Here is a 23,848-nt window from a genome sequence, read left to right as displayed (position 1 = left end):
CATGTGACACGATAGTTCAACACGCTGCATGGCATGATGCGGTTGCGCGCTGGGCCGAAGGGCAAGCGAAGGGCCACGCCGCCAGTCCACCTCGTCCTGCCATCCGTGAACCGTGTCGCGCACATTCCATCAAGATCCTGCTGGGCCTTTTCCTCGCAAGCGGCGGCGCGCCTGGCGGCGCGTTCTGCCAGGGGTTGTCATCGTCGTTGTGGCTGCTGGCGTGCTCGCCGCCTGGCTGACTTTGCGCGCGAGCCTGCCGCAACTGGATGGCACGCGGGCGGCGCCGCTATCGGCAGCGGTGACGATCGAACGCGACGCGTTCGGCGTGCCGACGGTGCAGGGGCGCACGCGTGACGACGTCGCGTATGCGAGCGGGTTTCTGCACGCACAGGATCGCTACTTCCAGATGGATCTGCTGCGTCGCGTGGCTGCTGGCGAAATGAGCGCGCTCATCGGGCCAGCCGCGCTGCCTTTGGATCGGCGCGACCGGCCTTTGCGCTTTCGCGCCCACGCCCAGGCTGCGCTGGCCGCGTTGCCCGCGGATCAGCGGCAACTGATCGAGCGCTACACGGCAGGCGTCAATGATGGCCTGCGCTCGCTGCGTGCGCGGCCGTTCGAGTACTGGCTGTTGCGTACGCAACCAGTGTCATGGCGCGCCGAGGACACGTTGCTTGCCGTATATGCGATGTACTTCGATCTTCAGTACGACCAGGTTAGGCATGTGCTGTCGCGCGCGGCGTTGCGCGAGCGCTTGCCCGCCGACCTGCTCGCATTCCTGTTGCCCGCGACGAGTCATTGGGATGCACCGCTCGATGCCGAGGACGCGTTAGCGGCATCGTCGCTCGCCGTGCCCGCATCGCCACCGTGGCTGCAAACGCTGCATCGGGCTGCGGACAGCGAGCCGCAAGCCTCGCGATGGCTGGCCAGCGTGCCGGGTTTCGTCGGCAGCGTGGGCGCGGTTAGTGCGGTTGGGGGGATGATCGGCAGCAACAGCTTTGCTGTCGATGGCGCGCACGCCACGGATGGTGGTGCGCTGGTCGCGAGCGACATGCACCTTGGCCTGTCGTTGCCGAATATCTGGTACCGGATCTCCATGGTCTATCCCGCCCCCGATGGCAGCATGCGCCGCATCACGGGCGTCAGCTTGCCGGGAACGCCGCTGGTGGTGGCGGGCAGCAATGGCCATATCGCGTGGGCGTTCACGAACAGCTATGGACGCTTCGTCGACCTGATCGAATTGCAGCGCGATCCCGCTGATCCATCGCGTTACCGTGTGCCTGGCGGCGCGTGGGAGAAGGCGCAGGTGCTCCATGAGCGTCTTGGCGTCAAAGGCGGTGCGAGCGTCGATCTGCCGGTGATGCAGACGCGCTGGGGGCCGCAGCTTGACGTGGGTACGCGTGCCTATGCGTTGCATTGGGTCGCGCAGGATCCGCAGGCGGTCAACCTGAATCTCGCGAAGCTCGAAGCCATCACCCATGTCGCGGATGCCTTGCACGCCGCTTCGACCTTCGGCGTGCCCACGCAGAACTTCACGGTGGCCGATGCGCAGGGCCATATCGGCTGGACGCTTGCCGGGCCGCTGCCGCGCTTCGCGGATGCAGGCGCGGCCGGGACGGCGCTCGCCGCAATGCCGTTTAGTTCGGACACGTATACCGGCTGGCAAGGGTATCGGTCGAGCGGCGACTATCCAGTGCGCGTCGATCCAGCAGCGGGCCGCCTCTGGACTGCGAATAACCGCACGCTGCCGCTGGCCGATGTCGCGCGCATTGGCGACGCGGGTACCGATCTCGGCGCGCGTGCGACGCAGATCCGCAACGATCTGCTCGCGCTGCCGCACGCAAGCGCTCACGACATGCTGGCGGTGCAGACGGACGACCGCGCTTTCTGGATCGAGTACTGGCGGCGGGTCGCGCTCGACGCACTCGATCCGCGCGCATTGGAGGGCCATCCCGAGCGCGCGGAATTTCGTCGGCTGGTGGAGAGCTGGAATGGCCGCGCCGATGTGGATGCCGTTGGTTACCGGCTGCTGCGCGCGTTCTATTTCTCGCTATACGATGCGTGGTTCGGCCCGCTCGACAAGGAACTGGGCGCGCTTGCGCCTGAACTTGGCTATCGCGCGGCGAACACGCGCAATGGCGCGACGATGGAGACGCTTGCCGATCATCACGCATGGATACCCAACGGCTTCAAGGACTGGCAGGCGTTCATGCTGGAGCGCATCGACCACTCGATCGCGCAGCTGCCGCCTGGCACGAAGCTCGCCGATGCGCGCTGGGGCGAGCGCAATCGCTCGGCCATCGCGCATCCGTTTGCGCGGATGGTGCCGACGTGGCTGCCGTGGGTGCGTGGCTGGCTCAGCACGCCGCCTGACCCGTTGCCAGGCGACATCAATATGCCGCGCGTGCAGTTGCCCGCCTTTGGTGCGTCCGAGCGTTTCGTCGTCTCGCCGGGACGTGAAAAGGACGGGATCTTCGAAATGCCGGGCGGGCAGTCCGGCAATCCGTTGTCGCCGTACTTTATTGCAGGCCACGAAGCATGGGTGCACGGCGACGCGACTCCGTTTCTGCCAGGCCCGGCAGTGCATACACTGACACTTACCGCCGACGGTGCGAGCAAGGCGCCATAAACGGCGCCATAAGCTGACGCAAGCCGACGGCTTACATCACCCGCACGCCGCAATCGCCCACCAGCATCACGGCCTGATCGACGGACAGAATCGTGCCTTTGAGATGCTGCAGCACGTCGGCCAGCCGCAAACCACTTAGGTCTACCGAGCGTAGATCGGCGCCATCGAATTTGCTGTTTCGCAGCAATGCATTTCTCAGGCTGCCGCCTTCGAAAACCGCATCGCGAAAGTCGCAGTCGGATAGATCCGCATCGGAGAAGTTCAGTCCTTCGAGCGTCTGTTTGCGAAACGAGAGTCCGCGCAGGTCTGCGCCGACCAGCAGGGAATCGTGAAAGACCAGCCCGAGCGTGCGCGCGTCGACAAAACGCGCGCCCGTCAGTTTCACGCCGGTGAATGTCGCCGAAGCGAGTTTCGATCCAGTCCAGTCGGTATTGTTCAGGTCGCTCTGGCAGAAGCGCGCGTCGCTCGCGTTGGCATAGCGAAACCGCGCTCCGGCGCCTTTGCACGCCAGCCAGCGCGTCCTGGCGAGTTCGCTGTGCTCCAGCACGGCTTGCCCGAAATTGCAGCGCGTGAATCGCGCGCCCCGAAAGTCGAGATGCGAAAGATCTTCACCGCTGAAATCACATTGCTCGAAGGTCGGCGTGTCGCCGCATTCGCGAAGCAGGCGCACGAGATCGTCGCGATCGAAGGTCGATTCGCTGAATAGCGTGCCTTCTGCGGGGGCGGGTTCCTGGGTATGGCTGCGCATCGGTACAGACTCCTCATCGTGAGAGGGCGCAGCGTCTTGTCCACAGCGCGCCCCCTCGACTTGTTCAAAGTAAGGTTGACGCCGCGGCGTAGTAAGAACCCAGCAAGTGGGCGCAGGAGATACCAACCTGCCACTCTATTTTCGGCGGGGAAGATTCTATCGTCCTCGCGCGTGCTGGCACAAGCTCGCCGCAAATCATGGCTTTGCCGCCCTGAAAGGCTATGCTGCGGGTTGGCTCAGGAGACAACGATGGCAGAAACATGGCAATTCCAGGTTCGCATGACGGTCACGCCCGAACTGGCTGACGCATTGCGTTCGCGTGAAAAGTGTGCGCAAAGCGACATGATCGACGAGATTCTGCGTGAGCGCGACGCTTCGCTGAAGTGCCAGTACCATGCTTTCGCCGACTATGTGCAAGAGGCGGAACGCGCAGGCCCGCAGCACTATCCGCTTTATCAGTGGACTAAAGATACGATCGAGAATCCCGCGAAAAAAGCGAAGTATCTGAAGTCATTTACGGTGTATGTGAGCGGCCAGGAGGTCTACGACCGCGAACCCGCCGACTGGCTGTACGCGCGCCTTCTGGCGCTGGCAGGCGAGGGTGGCACAGGCGTCGAGAGCGTGAGCCGCTTCGATACGAACCCGGCCAATAATCCGCAGCCGCCCGCGCGTCACGGCTAGGTCGCGGCTAATCCGGCTGCTGCAACGCATCATTGCCACGTGCAGGCGGCCTTTCGTTAGAATCGGTTTTCGTCGCTGCAAAAAAGGCCGGTCTGTACTGCGGCTCACAACATTCAATCCGTATTGGAGGCGAGCGTGCCAGGTTTACTTCCCAATGTCGATCCCGATGGGCTCCTCGAATATTCAGTGGTCTACACCGACCGCTCGATCAATCACATGTCGCAGCGCTTTCAGGGCGTCATGCGCGACCTGTCCGCATCGCTGAAGAAGGTGTACAACGCGAAGGCCGTCGCCATCGTGCCGGGCAGCGGGACGTTCGGCATGGAAGCCGTGGCGCGCCAGTTCGCGACCGGCAAGAAGTGCCTGGTGATCCGCAATGGCTGGTTCAGCTTTCGCTGGACGCAGATATTCGACATGGGCAGCATCCCGTCCGAATCGATCGTGCTGAAGGCGCGTCCGGTCGAAGAAGGCAGGCAGGCGGCCTATGCGCCGCCGCCCGTCGAAGAAGTCGTCGCGGCGATCCAGCAAAACAAACCCGACCTGGTGTTTGCACCGCACGTCGAAACCGCGTCCGGCATGATGTTGCCCGATGCGTATCTGCGCGCGGTCGCGGACGCCGTGCACGCCGTCGGCGGCATGTTCGTGCTCGATTGCATCGCCTCCGGCACGATCTGGGTGGACATGGAAGCCACTGGCGTCGACATCCTCATTAGCGCGCCGCAAAAGGGCTGGAGCGCGTCGCCGTGCTGCGGGCTCGTGATGCTAGGCGCGCTTGCCCGCGAAAGAATCGATTCGACGACCAGCACCAGCTTTGCCTGCGACCTGCGCAAGTGGCTGCAAATCATGGAAGCCTACGAAGATGGCGGCTTCGCGTATCACGCCACGATGCCGACCGACAGCCTCGCGACGCTGCGCGACGTGATGAAGGAAACCGAGGCCTACGGCTTCGAAAAAGTGAGAGCGGCGCAGCTCGAACTCGGCGAGCGCATTCGTGCGCTGCTAGCCGGCAAGGGCTTCCGCAGCGTGGCCGCCGAAGGCTTTCAGGCGCCGGGCGTCGTGGTCAGCTACACCGACGACGATGGCATTCGCTCGGGCAAGAAGTTCGCCGATGCCGGTTTGCAGATCGCGGCGGGCGTGCCTTTGCAGGTCGACGAACCGGCGGACTTCAAGACCTTCCGTATCGGGCTTTTCGGTCTGGACAAACTGCACAATGTCGAAGGCACGGTCGCGAAATTCGCCAAAGCGCTGGACAGCCTGAGTTAAACCACGCTGGTGGTTTGAGCGGCAGCGTGCTAGCCGTCGAACGGCAGCTCGCACTGCGTCGGCACTTTTGCCGGCGCAGTCTCCCCGGCGGCTTCGAGCGAACCGATGCGCACGCCAATCAGGCGAATGCGTCGATCCAGCGAGACCCGTTTCAGGCACTCGCCAACCGCGCGCCGGATGGACGCGGCATCGGCCACCGGCTCCGGCAGCGAGAGATCGCGCGTGACGATCTTGAAGTCGGCGAACTTGATTTTCAGGCCCACCGTGCGGCCGCGATAACCCTTGCGCTGAAGATCCTCGGTGACGCGCTCGCAAAGACGCGTCAGTGCAGGCGTGAGCGTGGCGCGGTCGCGCACCACGTGCATATCGCGCTCGAAGGTGGTTTCGCGGCTCATGGACTTTGGCTCCGACGACACGACGACGTCGCGTTCGTCGAGACCTTGCGCGATCCGCGCCAGCCACGCGGCGTAAGTCCGCCCGAAATGCTCCTGCAATAGCCCGGGATCCGCTGCGGCCAACTCGCCAATCGTGCCGATGCCGATGCTCGCCAGCCGGTCGTTCGCGCGCGGCCCGATACCATTGACCTTTTTCGCGGGCAACGGCCAGATACGCGTCTGTAGATGCTCCATCGTGAGGATCGTGAGCCCGTTCGGCTTGTCCAGTTCCGAGCCGATTTTCGCGAGCAGCTTGTTGGGCGCGATGGCGATTGAGCACGTGAGGCCGGTCGCCTGATGCACGGCCTCCTTGATCCGGCGTCCCAGCTCGCTCGATTCGCCTTCGATGTGGGTGAGATCGATATAGATTTCGTCGATGCCGCGATCTTCGATCTGATCCGTGAAGGTGTGGACGGCGTCCTTGAACAGGCGCGAATAGCGCCGGTACGAGTCGAAGTCGGTGGGCAAAAGAATGGCGTCGGGCGCGAGTTGCGCGGCCTTCATCATGCCCATCGCGGAGAACACGCCGAAGGCGCGCGCCTCATAGGTCGAAGTCGTGACCACGCCGCGTCCCACATAGTCGCGCAGGCGCGCAAAGCGGCGTGTGCCGTCGGGCAGGGTTTCCGGCACGGCGTTGCGTCCGCCGCCGATCACCACGGGCTTGCCGCGCAGTTCGGGATAGCGCAAAAGCTCCACGGACGCGTAAAAGGCGTCCATGTCGAGGTGAGCAATGCGGCGCGGTGAGTGACTGGTCACGCTTGAGTCAGCTGATCGGGAAGCCGGCCCGGCAGTGCGCCCCCGTTTTGCTATTGGGGCGGCACCACTACGGGTACTGTATATATCTACAGTATTCTACCGCAAGGAACCGGCTAGCTGGGCTCGCATGAGAATGCCAGCTTAAATCTCCACCCGCGAACCCAGTTCGATCACGCGGTTCGCGGTCAGCTTGAAATAGGCCGCGATATTGCCGATGTTGTGCACCATCACGCTGAACAGCTGTTCGCGCCACACCGGCATGCCTTTGCCGCCGGTCGCCACCACGGTCGCATGACTGAGGAACCAGGACACCTGCGCCGGATCGATCACGAGGCCCTTAGGCTCGCAGTCGCGCAGCGCCTGGGGCAGGTTCGCCTCGTCCTTGAAGCCGTAGGCCACCACGACGCAGTGGCAGTTGTGGCCCAGCGGCGTGATCGTCACACGCTGGTCTTGCGGCACATAGGGCACGTCCAGGTTCTTCACATGGACGAACAGCGCGCGTTCGTGCAGCACATGGTTGTGCTCCAGGTTGTTGACGAGCGCGTGCGGCACGGCGTTGGCGTCGATGTTGAGGAACACCGCGGTGCCCGGCACGCGGATCGTCTTGCCCGCAAACAGGCCGTCGAGGTAGCGCGCCAGCGGCTGCGTGCCCGCATGGCCGCGAGCCTCTTCGACCATCAGCGCGCGGCCACGGTACCAGGTGGACATGATGATAAACATGATGGCGCCGAGCAGCAGCGGGAACCAGCCGCCATCGACGAACTTGAGCAGGTTGGCCGCGAAAAACGTGACGTCGATGGCGAAGAAAAATCCAGTGGCGAATACGCACAGCGCCCAGTTATAGCGCCATGCGTAGCGCACCACGTAAAACGTGAGGAAGGTGGTGATCATCATGGTGCCCGTTACGGCGATTCCGTACGCCGAACCCAGCGCGGTGGACGAGCCGAAGCCCAGCACCGCCGCCACGACCGCGATCAAGAGCAGCCAGTTGATGGCGGGTACGTAGATCTGGCCGACTTCGCGCTCGGAAGTGTGCACGATGCCCATGCGCGGCATGAAGCCCAGTTGCATCGCTTGCCGCGTCATCGAAAACGCGCCGCTGATCACGGCCTGCGAAGCGATCACCGTCGCCATCGTGGCTAGCAGCACCATCGGGAACAACGCCATCGACGGGAACAGGTGGAAGAAGGGGTTGTCGACCGCCTTGGGGCTGGACAGCAGCAACGCACCCTGGCCGAGGTAATTGAGCGCCAGCGCGGGCAGCACCAGCGCGAACCACGACAGGCGGATCGGCGGCGCGCCGAAGTGGCCCATGTCGGCGTACAGCGCCTCCGCGCCGGTCAGCGCCAGCACGACCGCGCCCAGCGAAACGAACGCTACCCAGCCGTTGCGGATCAGGAATGCGAGGCCCACGAACGGGTTGAATGCGTCGAGGATCGCCGGTGCCTGGCCGATATTGAGCACGCCCGACACCGCAATCACGCCAAACCACAGCACCATCACCGGCCCGAATACCGCGCCGATCCCCGCCGTGCCGCGCCGCTGCACGAGGAACAGGGCCACCAGCACGCCCAGTGCAATCGGCACGACATAGGGCTTGAGGAGCGGCTCCGCCACTTCCAGGCCCTCGACTGCGCTGAGCACCGAAATGGCCGGCGTAATGACGCCGTCGCCATAGAACAGCGCCGCGCCGAACACGCCCGCGAGCAGCAGCCCGTTGCGCAGGCGCGGGCGATCCATCACCGAACTGGACGCCAGCGCCAGCAGCGCCATGATGCCGCCCTCGCCGTGGTTGTGGGCGCGCATGATGAGCGTCACGTACTTGAGCGTCACCACGATCATCAACGACCAGATGATGAGCGACACCACGCCCAGCACATTGGCGCGGTTGAGCACGAGGCCGTGCCCCGAGTCGAAAACGGTGCTCATCGTGTAGAGCGGACTGGTGCCGATATCGCCGAATACGATGCCGATGGCGGCCAGCGCGAGCTTGGCCATCGAGGCGTCGATGGTGCCGCCGTGGGCGCTCGATTGCGGGGCTGAAGACGGTTCCATGAGTGGCTCCTTCCCAGTGGCGGGTGTTGCGCCGCACGCGGCGCTATTCGCTATTGCCCGCCTGTTTCCAACAGCGTACAAAATAAACTGGGCCCCTTAAAGTTTTCCTGTCATGGACGTGCGACGGCGTGCGCAACCGTGTGGAGAATGCCCAGTGAGTAAGGCGTCGCGAAGGCCTCAATGAGCCACCAATGCGCAGACGATATCGAGGAGCGGGCATGACAACTCCATTCCAGTCGCCTTACCGGAGTCTTCCGTCGCGAATCTTTGTAAGATCGGGGCCTGATGTGCGTGCCCCGTTGGGTGTGGGTCGACTTGCGCTGGGTGTGCGTCGAACCGGTGGCATAGCGACGCCGATACAAACAGAACGACCGGTCGGCGTGCAGTCCGCAGTAAGATAGCGCGCCAACACCGAATTACCGCGAATCAACGCGAATCACCGATCTGCAATCCATGGAAGAGTCGTCAAACCTGAACCCGAGCGAAACCGCGCTGCGCGCCCGTTACGCGAGCCTGCAACACAGGACGCGCGACCTGGAATCGCATGCGCCGTCGCGTATCGATGCGCTTCACGAAGCGCTGCACGAACAGTCGACGGGACACACCGCCGCCTACGAGGATGCGCTCAAAGATGCCGTCAACGAGGCCATGCTGGCGGCGCGTTGCTACCACGGTGCCGTGCCGTTCCTCGAAACGGCCAACTCGCTCATCGAGCACCTGGCGAAGCCGCCATTGCTCGACGACGGCATGGAGTGGCACGACGAAATTCTTGGCCGGCTCGCGGAAGTGCTGGAAATAGCCGCTGAAATGATCGCCGAGGGCGAGGCGCATCTGGAAGCGTCGTCGCGCGTCAACTTCTAGTCGAGCTTCGGCGTCACGTCATCGAGAAAGCGCGCGAGGAGGCGATCGAATCGCTGCGCTTGCTGCCAGAACGGCGCATGTCCCGATCCTGCAATGCGATGGCAACGGCCCTCCCAGAGATTGCCGTACGCCACGCGATCCACGTAGTCGAGATTGATCACCTGGTCGTCGGCGCCGTTTAGCACGGCAATCGACACGGCGCTGTTTTTGACGGTCGTGCGTTGATCGGTGTAATCGTCGGCGTAATCGTCGGCGCGCATTGCCTGGAAAAGATGCTCGCGAAAGCGTCCATCCGAGCGCAGGATCGCATACCGCAGGAACGCCGGACGCTCGCCGAATGTCGCCTGCATGAAGCCGTCGATGTCGGCGTCGGAGAGAGTTTTTCGGCCAGCCGCGCCTGTCTGCGGCAAACCCATGAAACCTTCACGCATAGTGTCGCGGCCGACCGGCGGCGCGCCCACGATCATCAGCCCTCGCATGCCCTGAAAACGCGTCAGCATGTCGATGCCGATATGCCCACCGAGCGACCAGCCCACAACCACCGCTTCGCTGATGCCCAATTCGTGAAGCAGTTCCACGGCCGCATCGGCGAAACCGCTGCGTGAATAGGTACGCGACGGATCAAGTGCATTGTCCGATTGGCCGTGTCCAGGCAGGTCGAGTGCAATCAGCCTGTGACTGCGCGCGAGTGATCCCCGCAGTTGATGTTGAAAAACGTCGCCACAGGACGAATTGCCGTGAATGAACAGGACGGTCGTTGCGCCTGCACCGTTTTCCTGGATGGCAATGGAACCGTGCGAGGTCGTGACGGTGGTTCGCCGGATCGCCGTGTCGATGTGCATGAGAATCTCCTTTTTCACAGATAACACCCGGCGTCCACGGGATATTCCATTCACGTCTATTTGGCGCGCGTTCACCGCTTGCCAATGGAATTTTTTCTCCGCTTATACTGGCGTCGCCTGAATGGCTCACGCCCAGGCCCCACGCTGCACGCCGATAAAAATAGACGGGTTCCGTCGACAACACGGCACGCGATTCACGTTTCGCAACCGCAGTTCTTACCTGACAGGTGGGGTCTCTTATGCTCGATCGTGTTTTTGGTGCAGTGATTTCGTCGCTGCTCGTGGCGGGTGCCGTTGCACCAGTCATGGCGCACGCCGACGACAGTTTTAGCGAGGGCGGTGCATCGCATGGCCGCCAGGTCAAGGTGATGATCGTGTCGATGTTCGGCCCGGAAGGCCAGGTCTGGCTCGATCATCTCGGCCCGTGGCAGGACATCACCGTCGCGGGGCTGTCCCCCGACTATCCGGCTGTGCACTGCAATCGTCAGGACATCTGTGTAATGACGACCGGCATGGGGCATGCGAATGCAGCAGCGTCGATCATGGCGCTGGCGTTCTCGCCGCGTTTCGATTTGCGGCATACGTATTTCATGGTCGCGGGCATTGCCGGTATCGATCCGGCGCAAGGGACGGTGGGCTCCGCTGCCTGGGCGAACTGGCTGGTCGACTTCGGCGTTCAATGGGAAATCGACGGGCGCGAAATTCCGTCCGGCTGGAACACCGGTTATCTCGGCATCAACACTACCGGGCCGACGCAGAAGCCGCCGCTCGACTATCGCACCGAAGTCTTTCAGCTCAATCCGGCGCTCTCGAACGCAGCGTTCGCGCTGTCGCGCAACGTGACGCTAAGCGACGGCGCGCAGGCACAGGCGGCGCGAGCCAAATACACCTATGCGCCGGCGAACCGCCCGCCAACCGTGATCCAGTGCGATACGCTGGCGGGCGACACCTGGTGGTCGGGTACCGACATCGGCGAACGCGCGCGGCAATGGACGAAGATCCTGACCGACGGCAAGGGCACCTATTGCACGACGCAGCAGGAAGACAACGCCACTTACGAGGCGCTGTCGCGCGCGGCGGCGACGCATCGCGTCGACCTCAATCGAGTCGCGGTGCTGCGTGCGGGATCGGACTTCGACCGTCCGTATGCAGGGCAATCGAGCGCGGACAATCTGCTGAACTACGCATCCCAGGGCGGTTTCGCCATCGCGATCGACAACCTGTACCTTGCGGGCAATCCGCTGGTGCAGGATATCGTGACGCACTGGGGTGAATGGCGTGACGGCGTGCCACGTCGATAAAGGCTGGCAGGCAGCATCGCGCGTTCGAAAGTCAGGCTGTTGCCTGGCATCGGGCGCGCGCCCGCCATGAAGTCGTCAAATGCCGCTGATGGCCGCGCCAGTCGCGTGGCGGCGCGTCATAGCGCAGCGGCGACGGATTCGATTTGCGCCCGCAGCCACTGTTGTGCGGAATCACCGTCGGTGCGTCGATGCCAGATGAGGTGGAAGACGATCTCCGGCAGGGCGATGGGCGGTGGGAACAGAGCCAGTTTGTCGATGGCGGGCGAATTGAGCGCGACCCGTTTCATGAGCGTGGCCGTCATGGTTGTGCGCGCAACGACAGCCGGAACGGCGAACATTTGCGGCAGCGTAAGCGCGAGCTTGCGCTGTTTGCCTTGTTGCGCCAATGCCTGGTCGACCAGGCCATGCCGCTGCCCCTCGGGCGACACCAGTGCGTGGGACAAGGACAGATACGTCGCCATGTTCATCCCGCGTCGTGCCGCAGGTTGAGTGCTGGCGACAATCGTGACGAACTCATCGCGCAGGATCGGGCGCGTCAGGATCCGGCTTTCCGGGTGGGTGGGCGGCACGCCGACGGCCACGTCGATGGCGCCGGCATCGAGCAGATCCACCGCATCGTCGCGGTCATTGAAGGCCTGCACGTTGATCGCCATGCCCGGCGCTTCCTGCGCAACCGCTTCCAGCAACGCAGGCAACAGCACGAAGGCCGGATAGTCCGACAACCCCACGTTGACCGTGAGCGCCGCTTCGCCAGGTGCGAATGCGCGCGTGCCGACAAGCGTCGTTTCGATCTGGCGTAGCGCCTGCGCGATCGGATCGGCCAGGTCGCGGGCGCGCGCTGTCGGCAGGAGTCCGTTGGCACTCCGTATAAACAGCGGGTCGCCGAGCAGCGTGCGCAGCCGCGACAACGCCGCACTCATGGCCGGCTGGCTGACGCCGATCTGCGCGGCAGCGCGCGTCACGTTGCGCTCGCGCATCAACGCGTCGAAGGCCACCAGCAGGTTCAAGTCGATGCCATGAAAATCCATGAATCAAATAATCATCTATATCGGTTATTTGTTGGAGGGATTTTACTCGGGGTCTCACACTCTCGTCGTATCACGATCGTCACCCGGAGTAGACCTATGAAACAAATCATTCCCCAATTAAGCGAGCGCCTTCGCGCCGAACGTACGGCCGTGGAAACGCTATACCGCGCCTTCAACGAAAAAGCCCCCGATCTGGTCGACAGTGTGCTGGCGCCAGATTGGGAGGACATACCGCTGGGGCCGGAACAAGGCCCTGGGCCGGACGGTATCAAGCCGATCATCCGTAGTTTCGGCGAGGCCTTTCCCGACGTTCAGATCGTCATTCACGACTTGATCCAGGTGCCCGGCCAGATCGCAGTGCGCGCCGAAATCACCGGCACGCATCGGGGCGAACTGTTTGGCATTGCGCCCACCGGCAAGCGTGTCAGCTTCCGTCTGCATGAGTTCCATGCACTGGACGGACAGCGCGTAACGACGACCTGGCACATGGAAGACTGGTTCGGCCTGTTCCAGCAGCTTGGCCGGTTTCCGGCTCAATCCTGAATGCCTGGGCGCGAAGCTGGTCGCGTTCGCCCACGCCACGAATCGATTCGTCCTTGCGGATTGGCGAAATACTGTATAAATTAACAGTATGTGTATACGTCCAGTACGGAGGGTTACATGAAATCGTCGATCCGCATTCTGAATGACGAAGACCGTCAGGCCATGGCGTGGCTGGTGGCGAACGTAGGCGAGCAGCGCGTCGAGGCAGCGGTGCAGCGCCTCGCCAGCGGAGGGCGGCGGCCATTCGTTTCCGCGCTGTGCCGCTATCTGGGAGCGTGGCCGCCAGTCCAGCGCCAGGTTGGTGCGGGCAAGTCCACTCACACGGCAGTCGGCGACCTGCACCTGGCGCGCATTCGGCAGTTTCTTGCGCAAAGTCACGCTGCCAGAATGCGCGCGAGCTGATCGGTGTAGATAGCAGGATCGCGCCGTCTGCGCGGGACGGTTGGTAGTGCGTAGCAAATACGTCGGCGAATGATTTGCGTGCTGCGGCGCGATGCTTCAGTTCGCCGGCGCAGGAGCGCTGCGCAGACGCCGTCCTTCGCAGATGCCCAGCGTAAAGAAGGCCAGCGCTGCACTGGCAATGGCGAGAGGCCACATCAGCGCGTCGTTGCCGAACGCCCTCATTGCGGAACTCGCGACAAGCGGCCCGATGATCGAGCTTGCGGTGAACGTCAGGGACACCAGCCGCATGTTGCGCACGATTGCGGTTTTCTCGCTGCACGCGGCTGCGTACATGCCCAGCGTGATGAACGCGCTATTCATGCCGCCGACCAGCAGCCCGCACGCCGGAAGCACCCATGTCGTCGGCTGGACGAGTGCGAAGGCTATGAGCCCGAGCGTACTGAGTGTCGCGCACGTGAGCACAGTGAATCCCAGGCCGATCCGGTCAGCCATCCAGCCGACCGGATATTGCAGCGTCATGCCGCCCAGACCCAGGCACGAAAGCAGCAGGGCGGCCTGCGTAACGCTCATCCCGCGCGCGCTGGCGTAGAGCGGAAAGAGTCCATACAGCGCGCCGTCGATCACGCCGCCCACGGCCACCACGATCATGCCGAGATAAATCCGTGCGCCGAGCGTCGGCGTCGGCGTCCGCACATCGTGCTGGATCACCGCTTTACGCGCGACGGGATGCACCGCAGGCGCCGATGCGGTCAGCCACAGCGGGAGCGCCGCCGCGCACGTGAATGACAAGCCTGCGATCATCGTGATGGAGCCGTCCGCGCCGCACGCTGCGGCCAGTGCGGGGGCAATCACGCCCGCGGTCGCGATCAGCGTCTCATGCACGCCCACCACGCGGCCGCTGAGGTGCTCGGGTACAAGACCATAAAGCCACGATTCATTAGCGATCCAACGCAAACCGATCCCCAGGCCGGTCAGCACGCCAGCGGCAATCCAGAGCGGCCATGACAACCAGCCTGCCGCCAGGAACGCCACGACACTGGCCGCGAGGCCAAGCGTCACGGTGCACTTCGCACCTATTCGCACCACGGTCGCCGGGGCCATCAGGAGTCCGACGAACATACCCGCCCATTGCGCCGCGGCGAACACGCCCGCGCGCTGTGCGTCGAGACCCTGGTGCGCGAGCCAGACCGGCAGCACGATGAAACCAATGCCGAACTGTCCAATCTGCGCGAGCGTCGATACAGCGGTGAGCGCCGCGATGGCGGGCCAGCGCACCGCCGCTGCCGGTTTCACTGCGCGCTCCGGGACGGCATGGGGAGACCTTCGTCGCGGCATTCGATGGGGCAGCCTGCCTGGAGACATGGCCCCTCGTCGCAAAAGCGGCAGAGCTGCATGGCATGCGCAGGGTCACGGGTCTCGTGCCAGAGCATCTTGATCAGCAAGTCCTCGAAAACTTCGCGTTCCTTATTGCTCAGGTGGCCGACGATGCGCGTCAACATGGCGTCCCGTGCGCGCTGCAGGCGCTTGGCCTCCCGCCGGCCGGCAGCGCTAAGCGCCAATGAAACGGATCGCTTGTCGACTCCGGCCAGTTTCTCGACCAGGCCCGCTTCGACCAGTCCGGCGACCGCGCGTACCGCCGCTGGATGCGACAGCGCGACGGACTCGCGCAACAGTTCGATGGACGCGCCCGGATACTGGCCGATGGCGTTGAGCATCGCGCGGGTGGTGGCGCCGGAAAGGGCGGGAACGGTGTCGAGCGCGTACAGCTCGTCCGTGACGAGCACGGCGAGCGCGCCAAGCAGGTTTTCCGTACGTTGCGTCATGTGGCACCCAAATATATGCATTGCACACATATGCAGTCTGCACACATTTGATGAGGACGACAAGCTTTTAATATTTATCGGGATGCGAATTAAATGGCGGGAGCGAATCCGGGCAATCCTGGTGTTATCCCTGGACATCGATTTAAACGGCATTTAATCTAAATCGCATGCACCATTATGCAGCATTTAATGTGCGATGCACCAATTTGTTTAATAAAGCGGAATTGAATTGAATTTGAAAAGTTTCAGCTTTCTATTTGTAAGATTTATCCAATGCTGCACCTAAAATAAATCCGGGTCAATGCCCGGAGGCCCGTTCCAGCTGGATTTCAGGCGAATTAGAGTGGTTTTATAAACGTCGTATTCCCGCATCAAAAAAAGTTTGCTCACAAGTTTTTTACTTGCTATCTTTCCGTCCACTAAACGAAATGTGCGCTTCGCCACACAATTGACACCGCGCTGTGCCGTGTAGCGCGAGCGCCGTTTTTGAAGCTCCAACGTTGCAATCAGGCCGCTGCAATAGCGCGGGTTGCCGTTGCTTTGGCCTGTTGGACGCAAGACATTAGATTCGGACTGCAAACGAAACAGATTGCCCGGTGTGACGGGCCGCGCACGCTCGGGCGTCGCGGCGCGGCACCGCAGAGAATGGGTGCATCGCACCCAAGGGAGCGACGGTGGTGATGAAAGGGGAAGTCAGTCTGCAATCGGTACAAGCGGCACACCCGGCGGGCGGCGTGCGGCCCGCCCGGCCGCGCGAGTTCGGCCGCAAGCAGCAGAATCCGGTGCGCCGCTTCGGCGGCATCGCGGTTGTCCTGCTGCTGCATATCGTGTTGATTTACGCGCTGATCAATGGCCTTGCGACCAAGGTCGTGCAGGTGATCCAGCATCCCATCGAAACGAAGATCATCAAGCCGGTGACGCCGCCGCCTCCGCCGCCGTTGCCGACGGTGCAGCTGCCGCCGCCGAAGTTCACGCCGCCGCCGCCGCCGTTCGTGCCGCCGCCCGAGGTGCCGGTGCAGACGCCGCCGCAGGCCACCATCACGCATGCGGCCACGCCGGTGCAGAGTGCGCCCGTCACGGCGCCGCCCGCGCCGCCGGCACCCGCCGCGCCGGCCAAGCCGGTGAGCCATGAAGTTGGCGTGGTGTGCCCGAACTCCGACCAGATCCGTTCCAGCATCAAGTATCCGCAGGAAGCGCAGGAAAACAATGTGACTGGCGACGTGCTCGTCGAGTTTGTCGTCGATCCGCAAGGCCACGTCACGAACGAACGCATTGCGAAGTCCGCCGACGACGAAAGCCTCGATCGCGCAGCCTTCAACGCAGTCAAGCAGTTCAATTGCATTTCGCAGGGGCAGCCGGTCCGCGTGCAGGTGCCGTTCTCGTTCAACCTCAATTGACTTGAGGCGCACACGCAGGACGGCAGCATTCGGGTGGCGATTTATCAGTCACGATTCGTAAGTTGTACAAATGAACTGGAGCAGGCATGAAGAAGCGTTCTTTCGCCGCACTGGCGGCCAGCATGGTGTTCGCCGTAGCCACGGTTGACACCCTAGTCCTTCCCACGCTCGCCCATGCACAGGCCAGCGACACCAGCGCGAGCAGCGCCGCGGCTTCGGCCAGCGATACGGCGACGACCTCGGCGGCGCCCGCGCCTGCACCCGCAGCCACGGCGGCCGACCAGCCGCCGCCCGCACCGGCTACGTCCGAGACGGTGAGCAACCCCTACGGCCTGGGCGCGCTGTGGAAGAACGGCGACTTCGTCGCGCGTTTCGTGCTGGTGCTGCTCGTGATCATGTCGATGGGCAGCTGGTACATCATGGTCACCAAGTTCATCGAACAGGCCCGTGCGAATCGCCGCGCCAAGTCGGCGGACGAGCAGATCTGGAATGCGCCGACGCTCGCCGATGGCGCGAAGCAGCTTGAAGAATCGTCGCCGTTCCGCTTCATCGCCGAGACCGCCATCGAAGCGGGCGAGCATCACGACGACGCGCTGCTCGAAGCCGTCGATCGCAATACGTGGATCGACGTGTCGGTCGAGCGCTCGATCACCAGCGTGTCGAACCGCCTCCAGGACGGCCTGGCCTTCCTCGGCACCGTGGGCTCGACCGCGCCGTTCGTCGGCCTCTTCGGCACGGTCTGGGGCATCTATCACGCACTGACGGCCATCGGCATCGCCGGTCAGGCCTCGATCGACAAGGTGGCGGGCCCGGTTGGCGAAGCGCTCATCATGACGGCCATCGGCCTTGCGGTGGCAGTGCCGGCGGTGCTGGGCTACAACTTCCTCGTGCGTCGCAACAAGGCCGTGATGGAGCGCGTGCGCGCCTTTGGCGCCCAGCTGCATGCGGTGCTGCTCGCCGGTGGCAAGCGCAACGGGCGTGTCGCATCGCGCGCCGTCGCGATGGCCGACTAACTTAGCGAGAGGTACGCCATGGCCATGAGCGTGGGACAGGAGGGCGGCGACGACGAAGTCATCTCCGCCATCAACACGACGCCGCTCGTCGACGTGATGCTGGTCTTGCTGATCATTTTCCTGATCACGATTCCGGTGGTGACGCATACCGTGCCCGTGCAGCTGCCCAAGGAAACGGTGCAGCCGCTGCAGACCACGCCAAAGAGCGTCGAAATCGCCATCAACCGCGACGGCAACTTCTTCTGGAACGAGGCGCTGGTCGATGCGCCGACGATGCTCGCGCGGCTGAAGTCGGTCTCGCAGCAGACCCCGCAGCCGGAAGTGCACGTGCGCGGCGACCAGGGCACGCGCTACGAATTCATCGGTCGCGTGCTCACCGCGTGCGAGCGTGCAGGCATCGCCAAGGTGTCGTTCATCACCGAGCCGCCGCCGCGCGGCGGTTAAGCCGCCAGGCGGTGAAAGGGCAGGCCCGCACCCGGCCGGGTGCAGTTCACTGAGTCAATGAAGCAGCAATATGCCCGCTTGCGGGGCAGGGGGAAGTCATGGGTATGAACGTGTCTTCGGGCGGTGGTGGCGAGCCGGAAGTGATGGTCGACATCAACACCACGCCGCTCATCGACGTGATGCTGGTGCTGCTGATCATGCTGATCATCACCATCCCGATCCAGATGCATTCGATCAAGATGAATCTGCCGGTGGGCAATCCGCCGCCGCCGATCACGCAGCCGCAGATCGTGCAGATCGACATTGACTTCGACGGCACGACGACGTGGAACGGGCAGCCCGTTCCCAACGAGGCGGATCTCGAATCGCGGCTTTCCCAGGCGGCGGCGCAGGCCGACCAGCCCGAGATCCATCTGCGCCCGAACCGGCTCGTGCCGTACCGCGACGTGGCAGCCGTGATGGCGGCGGCGCAGCGCGTGGGCGCGACGAAGATCGGCTTGATCGGCAATGAACAGTACATGCAGTGAGGGATGACGTGACGCGTATTGCACATCGATTCAGACTGGCGCTGCTGGCGGGCGCGCTCGGCGTGACGCCGCTGGCGATTCCGGCGGCGCAGGCGCAAACGATGCGCCCCGAAGTGGCGAAGCCGCTCAACGACGCCCAGACGCTTTACCGGGCGCATCGCTATTCCGAGGCGCTCGCGAAGATCTCGCAAGCCGCTGCCGTGCCCAATCGCAGCGACTACGAAACCGTCACGATCGAGGAAATGCGTGGCGCGACGGCGGCCGCCGCAGGCGACAACGCCACGGCGGAACACGCTTACGAAACGCTGCTCGCGAGCGGCCAGGTGAAGGGCGAAGACGGCCAGCGCACGGCTGCCGCGCTAGCCGGCCTGTACTTCCAGCAAAAGGAATATGGCAAGGCGATCAGCGCCGCGCAGCGCTACCAGAAGCTGGGCGGCGGCGATCCGCAGATGCAGACGCTGCTGATCGAATCGTATTACCTCAGCGGCGACAATGCGGGCGCGCTCACGCTGCTCAAGTCGAGCGTCGATGCGCAGACGCGCGCGGGCCACGCACCGGACGAAGCGCAACTGCAATTGCTGGGCACCGTGGCGCAGCGCGCCAACGATGCGGCGGCGTATCGCGGCGCGCTCGAAAAGCTCGTGGCGTTCCATTCGAAGCCTGAATACTGGACTGACCTGATTCACGCGATCCGCAGCAAGCCCGGTTACCTGTCCGCACTGGATGTCGACGTCTATCGTCTGCGTCGCGCTGCCGGGTCGCTGGCGAGCGCGGACGACTACATGGAAATGACGCAGCTCGCGATCATGTCCGGGTCGACGGCCGAAGGCAAACAGATCGTCGATCAGGGCTTTTCCAGCGGCGCGCTGGGGCATGATGCACAGGCCGATCGCGAGCGCCGTCTTCAGGCGCTGGCGGCAAAGCGCGCAAGCTCGCCGCCCGATCCGCAAAATCCGGTCGCACCGTTCGACGCGGGCTTTAACCAGGTGTTCGCGGGCCAGCAGCAGGCGGGCTTCGCGGCAATGGAAGCGGCGCTGGCGAAGGGCGTCGATCATCCGGACATGGCGCGCCTGCGGCTGGGCGAAGCGTATTACTTCGCGGGCCAGAAAGCGCGTGCGGTCACGACGTTCAAGGCGGTCAAGGGCAACGACGGCGCAGCAGATCTGGCGCAGCTCTGGCTGCTGATCGCCACGAAATCCTGATTCACTGTTGTTGGTTGTTTTCTGCGGGGCATTCAACCGGATCGAAAGGGAGGCGCGTCATCTTTAATGACGCTACTGGGAGGTGTTGCGCCAATAAAAAGTTGTTCTATCTAATCAAACAATTTTTGATTCGCTATTTTGTCTTGCTATGGTTTCATCACTGAACGACAAGGCATATGTTGCAGCAATAACTGGCCGCCGTATTCGCACCCTGCGCCAGCGGCTCAGGCTCACCCTGGATGAAACGGCGGCGCAGGCAGGTATTTCCAAGCCTTATCTCTCGCAGGTGGAACGCGGACACGCTACGCCTTCGCTGCGCGCGCTGATCGGCATTGCGCGGGCGCTGGGCGTGAGCTTGCAGTACTTCGTCGGTACGCAGGGCGAGGCACAGGTCGTACGTCGCGCCGAGCGGATGACGTTCTCGGATTTCAAAGGTTCGGACAATCAGTACGGGTACCTGACGAAGCCGGACGGCAATCTCGGTCTCGCAGCGCAGCTCGTGAAAGTCCCGGCGGGCGCGAAGCATTTCCAGGTCGCCGCACAGTCGGCGGAAGAGTTCATGTATGTATTGAGCGGCGAGGTGTCGCTCACGGTGGAAGACGCCACGTTCGTGCTGCGCGCCGGCGATACCGCGCACTTCGAATCGGCCGTGCCGCATGGATGGGCCAATCCATCGGATACGGAAAGCGTATTCGTGTGGGTGGGAACGCCAAAGCTGATCTAGCAGGGCCGCTGGCGCAGACAAGTCGCACCTCAAGCGAACGAAGAACATTAGCAGTGCAGAAATAAAAAAGACTTCCTCCACGCGGCACAAAAAGGTGCAACAGGGGAGCCGCGTGGAACGAAGGCGCCCGCAATGAACGTCATGGACGTCATGAATGTTCGATGCTTCGATTGCATGGCGCATACGCTGTGAAAGCCGTTAGTAGTCCAATTTTAAATTGAAGTGTGTGAGCGGATCGTCCTGGCGTGCCTGACCGCACGCCAGGGACGATTCACGCAATGGGGCGCGACGCGACAGCGTCGTCAATCGATGGCGAGGTTCAAAAGACCTCGCTCCGCATGGCGCAAGTGGGCGTGACTGACGAGTGAGAAGGGGAAAACGTGAAACAGAGGGTTTTGGCGCTAGCCATTAAAAGGATAATCTGGGCTGAACTCGCACTATCGGCGGCCATCGCGGCGCCTGTGTTCGCACAGAGCCAGCCAGCCGCATCGGGCGGCGCAACGGCGGCCGCTCCGGCGGGCGCTTCGGACGCCGCCGCGACATCGGGCGCAACGTCGGCTACGGCGACCAAGTCGACCAAGTCGAACGGCGAGAACGTCGCGCAGCTCAAGAAGTTCGAGGTGACCGGCTCGCTGATCCGCCAGTCCGACAAGACCGGCTTCCAGCAGGTGCAGACGATCACGCCGCAGCAGATCCAGGATTCCGGCGCGAACAGCGTATCGGACTATATGCGCACGATCTCGGCGAACTCGGCCAATAGCTGGGGCGAGTCGAACGACGACAGCTTCGCGGCGGGCGGCGCGGGCATCGCACTGCGCGGCCTGAGCGAGAAATACACGCTCGTGCTGATCGACGGCCAGCGCGTCGCGCCGTATGCGTTCGCCGTGAACGGCACCGATACGTTCTTCGACCTTAACGCCATTCCCCTGAACGCCGTCGAGCGCATCGAAGTGGTGAAGACGGGCGCGGTTTCGCAGTATGGTTCGGACGCCATCGCAGGCGTCGTGAACATCATCACGAAGCACGATTTCCAGGGCCTGCAGCTTGACGGCAGCTACGGCGGCGCGACGCAAGGCGGCGCGGGCACGACCAAGTTCGGCATCCTTGGCGGCTTCGGCAACCTCACGAGCGACCGCTTCAACGTGACCGCGACGGCGAGCTACTACAAGTCGAACGGCTTCACGCTCGCGGATCGCGACACCACCGAGAACCAGGACTTCAGCAACAAGGGCTACGGCGGCTCGGTCATGTCGCCGTCGTACTGGCTCAACCCGACCACGGGTCTCGCGCAGGCGCTGAGCCCCTGCCAGGGCACCGTCCAGCCGTTCAGCGGCAACGTCATCGCGACGAGCACGGGCGCGGCCTCGGGCGGCACGGTATGCGGTCACAACACCGCCGAATCCGGCTCGATCGATCCGTGGACGGAGCGCTGGAACGCCAAGGTTCACGCCGACTTCAAGGTCAACGACAACACGACCGCCTGGGCCGACCTCTGGGAAAGCAACATCAAGACGGTCACGAACGACTTTGCTTCGTACCTTGGCAACAAGACGGTCTACAACCCGGCGACGGGCACGCTCTCCGCGTGGCAGGCCATCGTCCCGGCGAGCAACCCGTACAACCCGTTCGGCACGGACGCCACGCTCTTCACGTGGCTGCCGAACACCGTCTCCGATACGACCGAAGCGAACTTCTATCGCGCGGCCATGGGGATCAAGGGCAACTTCTCGCTCTCGAAGCAGGACTGGGACTGGGCGCTGTCGTACGGCCACTCGCAGAGCACCGTGACCAACACCACGACCGGCCAGCTTAGTGTGTCGGGCGTGGAGAACATGCTCGCGAACGGCACCTACGATTTCGCCAATCCGTCGGCGACGCCCAATGGCCTGAACGGCGTGTTCACGGACACCAACAACATCGCGGTGTCGAAGCTGGACGTTGTCGACGCGACGCTGTCCACGCCTAACCTGTTCCACATCCCGACCGGCGACGTGGGCCTCGGTCTCGGCAGCCAGTTCACGCACCAGAGCGAGCGCATCAACCAGGGCGCCAACACGATGGATGGCTCGGTGCTGAGCCCGGCCCTGCAGACCGTCGATGGCGAGCGCAACGTGGCGGCCGTGTATTACCAGGTCGACATTCCGCTCTGGCAAAAGATGCTGACGTTCAGCCAGTCGGGTCGCTATGACCACTACAGCGACTTCGGCGGTGCGTTCTCGCCGCGCTTCGCGCTGCGCTTCCAGCCGATCCAGCAGTTGACGATGTACGGCTCGTACAACCGCGGCTTCCGTGCGCCGACCTTCGTCGAGAACACCGACTCGACGAGCACCGGCATCTCGCCGGTCGGCCCGAACGGCGCGGACGAAACCGTCGTGACGACCGGCAACACGAAGCTCCAGCCGGAACGCACGAAGAACTACAACATCGGCTTCCAGCTGTCGCCGGCGCGCGGCACCGATATCGGCTTCGACTTCTACAAGATCCACGTCGATCACGCGATTGGCGCAGTGGTGGATAACTCCAAGACGGTCTACAACCCGGATGGTTCGATCGCCTACATGGTCGAGCCGTACCAGAACCTGGGTTCGTTCGATACGTCGGGCTTCGAAACGACGTTCAGCCAGTCGGTCAACACGCAGATCGGCCGCTTCACGCTGTCGGCGGACTGGGCCTACGTGTGGCACTTCAAGATGGACGGCATCGGCTCGGAGACCGGCACGGTCGACGGCGCGGGCAACGACTCGACGCTCGCACAGCCGTTCGGCGGCTCGTTCCCGCGCTGGAAGGGCACGACCGACCTGTCGTGGAACTGGCACAAGTGGAACGGCACGCTCGAATGGCAGTACATCGGGCCGTACTCGGACGCGCTTGGCCTGAACTATTCGACGGCGTCGTATAGCCAGTTCAACCTGAACGTCGCGTACTCGGGCTTCAAGCACTGGACGATCTACGGCGGCATCAACAACATCTTCAACAAGGCGCCGCCGTACGATCCGCTCTGGCTCGGTGCGATCGACCAGACCGGTTACGACCAGTCGCTCTACAACTACATCGGCCGTTATATCCAGATCGGCGCGACGTACAAGTTCTAAACGCAGCACGAGTTGAAGTGAAAGCAAGAACGGGCCGGGCAACCGGCCCTGTCCTCACAAAGGACGCACCGAAGGCCGCGGCGCGA

Annotated in this window: 21 protein-coding genes; 14 read left to right on the top strand and 7 right to left on the bottom strand. The window is 63.3% G+C overall.

The window, feature by feature from the left end:
* Positions 1–220: 220 nt before the first annotated feature.
* The gene (locus tag BBA01S_RS17340; protein WP_322787826.1) at positions 221–2,626 is read left to right on the top strand and encodes a penicillin acylase family protein; all 2,406 of its coding nucleotides are present in this window, start codon (positions 221–223) and stop codon (positions 2,624–2,626) included.
* Positions 2,627–2,657: 31 nt separating this feature from the next.
* On the opposite strand, the gene BBA01S_RS17335 is transcribed toward BBA01S_RS17340, so the two are convergent.
* On the bottom strand, positions 2,658–3,374 hold the full coding sequence (locus tag BBA01S_RS17335; protein WP_027817569.1) for a pentapeptide repeat-containing protein: 717 nt from the start codon (positions 3,372–3,374) through the stop codon (positions 2,658–2,660).
* Between the two features lie 249 nt (positions 3,375–3,623).
* On the opposite strand from BBA01S_RS17335, the gene BBA01S_RS17330 reads away from it, so the two are divergent.
* Together BBA01S_RS17330 and BBA01S_RS17325 are read left to right on the top strand one after the other, a co-directional pair.
* Positions 3,624–4,055: a hypothetical protein gene (locus tag BBA01S_RS17330; protein ID WP_027817568.1), complete on the top strand. Its 432-nt coding sequence runs from the start codon at positions 3,624–3,626 to the stop codon at positions 4,053–4,055.
* 135 nt (positions 4,056–4,190) lie between these two features.
* Complete coding sequence (locus tag BBA01S_RS17325; protein ID WP_027817567.1) at positions 4,191–5,318, top strand: aminotransferase class V-fold PLP-dependent enzyme; 1,128 nt, start codon at positions 4,191–4,193, stop codon at positions 5,316–5,318.
* Positions 5,319–5,347: 29 nt separating this feature from the next.
* Here BBA01S_RS17325 and dinB read toward each other — a convergent pair whose 3' ends face one another.
* Entirely contained in the window at positions 5,348–6,508 is a 1,161-nt protein-coding gene (dinB, locus tag BBA01S_RS17320) for a DNA polymerase IV (protein ID WP_027817566.1), read from the bottom strand.
* Between the two features lie 141 nt (positions 6,509–6,649).
* Entirely contained in the window at positions 6,650–8,563 is a 1,914-nt protein-coding gene (locus tag BBA01S_RS17315) for a potassium transporter Kup (protein ID WP_027817565.1), read from the bottom strand.
* 453 nt (positions 8,564–9,016) lie between these two features.
* On the opposite strand from BBA01S_RS17315, the gene BBA01S_RS45185 reads away from it, so the two are divergent.
* Positions 9,017–9,424 carry a hypothetical protein gene (locus tag BBA01S_RS45185; RefSeq protein ID WP_052391768.1) on the top strand — a complete coding sequence of 136 codons (408 nt, stop codon included), beginning with the start codon at positions 9,017–9,019 and terminating at the stop codon, positions 9,422–9,424.
* On the opposite strand, the gene BBA01S_RS17305 is transcribed toward BBA01S_RS45185, so the two are convergent.
* The gene (locus BBA01S_RS17305) at positions 9,421–10,341 is read right to left on the bottom strand and encodes an alpha/beta fold hydrolase (RefSeq protein WP_218004245.1); all 921 of its coding nucleotides are present in this window, start codon (positions 10,339–10,341) and stop codon (positions 9,421–9,423) included. The genes BBA01S_RS45185 and BBA01S_RS17305 overlap by 4 nt on opposite strands.
* Before the next feature lie 164 nt (positions 10,342–10,505).
* Here BBA01S_RS17305 and BBA01S_RS17300 point away from each other — a divergent pair, with 164 nt between their 5' ends.
* Entirely contained in the window at positions 10,506–11,567 is a 1,062-nt protein-coding gene (locus BBA01S_RS17300; RefSeq protein ID WP_027817563.1) for a purine-nucleoside phosphorylase, read from the top strand.
* A gap of 116 nt (positions 11,568–11,683) precedes the next feature.
* Here the strand turns inward: BBA01S_RS17300 and BBA01S_RS17295 are convergent, their stop codons facing one another.
* Positions 11,684–12,595, bottom strand: coding sequence for a LysR family transcriptional regulator (locus BBA01S_RS17295; protein ID WP_027817562.1), 912 nt, complete (start codon positions 12,593–12,595; stop codon positions 11,684–11,686).
* Positions 12,596–12,691: 96 nt separating this feature from the next.
* Between BBA01S_RS17295 and BBA01S_RS17290 the strand changes: the two genes are divergently transcribed.
* Positions 12,692–13,138 carry an ester cyclase gene (locus BBA01S_RS17290; protein ID WP_027817561.1) on the top strand — a complete coding sequence of 149 codons (447 nt, stop codon included), beginning with the start codon at positions 12,692–12,694 and terminating at the stop codon, positions 13,136–13,138.
* Positions 13,139–13,255: 117 nt separating this feature from the next.
* A complete protein-coding gene (locus BBA01S_RS17285) occupies positions 13,256–13,540 on the top strand; it encodes a hypothetical protein (protein ID WP_027817560.1) in 285 nt (94 codons plus the stop codon).
* Positions 13,541–13,636: 96 nt separating this feature from the next.
* Here BBA01S_RS17285 and BBA01S_RS17280 read toward each other — a convergent pair whose 3' ends face one another.
* Positions 13,637–14,833, bottom strand: a complete 1,197-nt coding sequence (locus BBA01S_RS17280) for an MFS transporter (RefSeq protein ID WP_027817559.1) — start codon at positions 14,831–14,833, stop codon at positions 13,637–13,639.
* Complete coding sequence (locus BBA01S_RS17275; RefSeq protein ID WP_027817558.1) at positions 14,830–15,363, bottom strand: MarR family winged helix-turn-helix transcriptional regulator; 534 nt, start codon at positions 15,361–15,363, stop codon at positions 14,830–14,832. Before BBA01S_RS17275 ends, BBA01S_RS17280 begins: the two co-directional genes overlap by 4 nt.
* Before the next feature lie 680 nt (positions 15,364–16,043).
* Here BBA01S_RS17275 and BBA01S_RS17270 point away from each other — a divergent pair.
* From BBA01S_RS17270 to BBA01S_RS17235, 7 genes are all read left to right on the top strand, one after another.
* On the top strand, positions 16,044–16,760 hold the full coding sequence (locus BBA01S_RS17270) for an energy transducer TonB (protein ID WP_027817557.1): 717 nt from the start codon (positions 16,044–16,046) through the stop codon (positions 16,758–16,760).
* 86 nt (positions 16,761–16,846) lie between these two features.
* Entirely contained in the window at positions 16,847–17,773 is a 927-nt protein-coding gene (locus BBA01S_RS17265; RefSeq protein ID WP_027817556.1) for a MotA/TolQ/ExbB proton channel family protein, read from the top strand.
* Between the two features lie 18 nt (positions 17,774–17,791).
* Positions 17,792–18,217, top strand: a complete 426-nt coding sequence (locus BBA01S_RS17260) for an ExbD/TolR family protein (protein ID WP_027817555.1) — start codon at positions 17,792–17,794, stop codon at positions 18,215–18,217.
* 98 nt (positions 18,218–18,315) lie between these two features.
* A complete protein-coding gene (locus BBA01S_RS17255) occupies positions 18,316–18,744 on the top strand; it encodes an ExbD/TolR family protein (RefSeq protein ID WP_027817554.1) in 429 nt (142 codons plus the stop codon).
* 8 nt (positions 18,745–18,752) lie between these two features.
* On the top strand, positions 18,753–19,946 hold the full coding sequence (locus tag BBA01S_RS17250; RefSeq protein WP_407668320.1) for a tetratricopeptide repeat protein: 1,194 nt from the start codon (positions 18,753–18,755) through the stop codon (positions 19,944–19,946).
* 148 nt (positions 19,947–20,094) lie between these two features.
* The gene (locus tag BBA01S_RS17245) at positions 20,095–20,670 is read left to right on the top strand and encodes a helix-turn-helix domain-containing protein (RefSeq protein ID WP_027817552.1); all 576 of its coding nucleotides are present in this window, start codon (positions 20,095–20,097) and stop codon (positions 20,668–20,670) included.
* Positions 20,671–21,050: 380 nt separating this feature from the next.
* Positions 21,051–23,762 (top strand): TonB-dependent receptor, encoded by a 2,712-nt coding sequence (locus BBA01S_RS17235; protein WP_027817551.1) that lies wholly within the window; start codon positions 21,051–21,053, stop codon positions 23,760–23,762.
* The last annotated feature ends 86 nt before the right edge of the window (positions 23,763–23,848 follow it).

The organism is Paraburkholderia bannensis NBRC 103871 (genome assembly GCF_000685015.1).
In the GTDB taxonomy this organism is placed as follows: Bacteria; Pseudomonadota; Gammaproteobacteria; order Burkholderiales; family Burkholderiaceae; genus Paraburkholderia; species Paraburkholderia bannensis.
The sequence above is the reverse complement of the archived record's forward strand: the minus strand, read 5'-3'. Positions and strand labels throughout refer to the sequence as shown.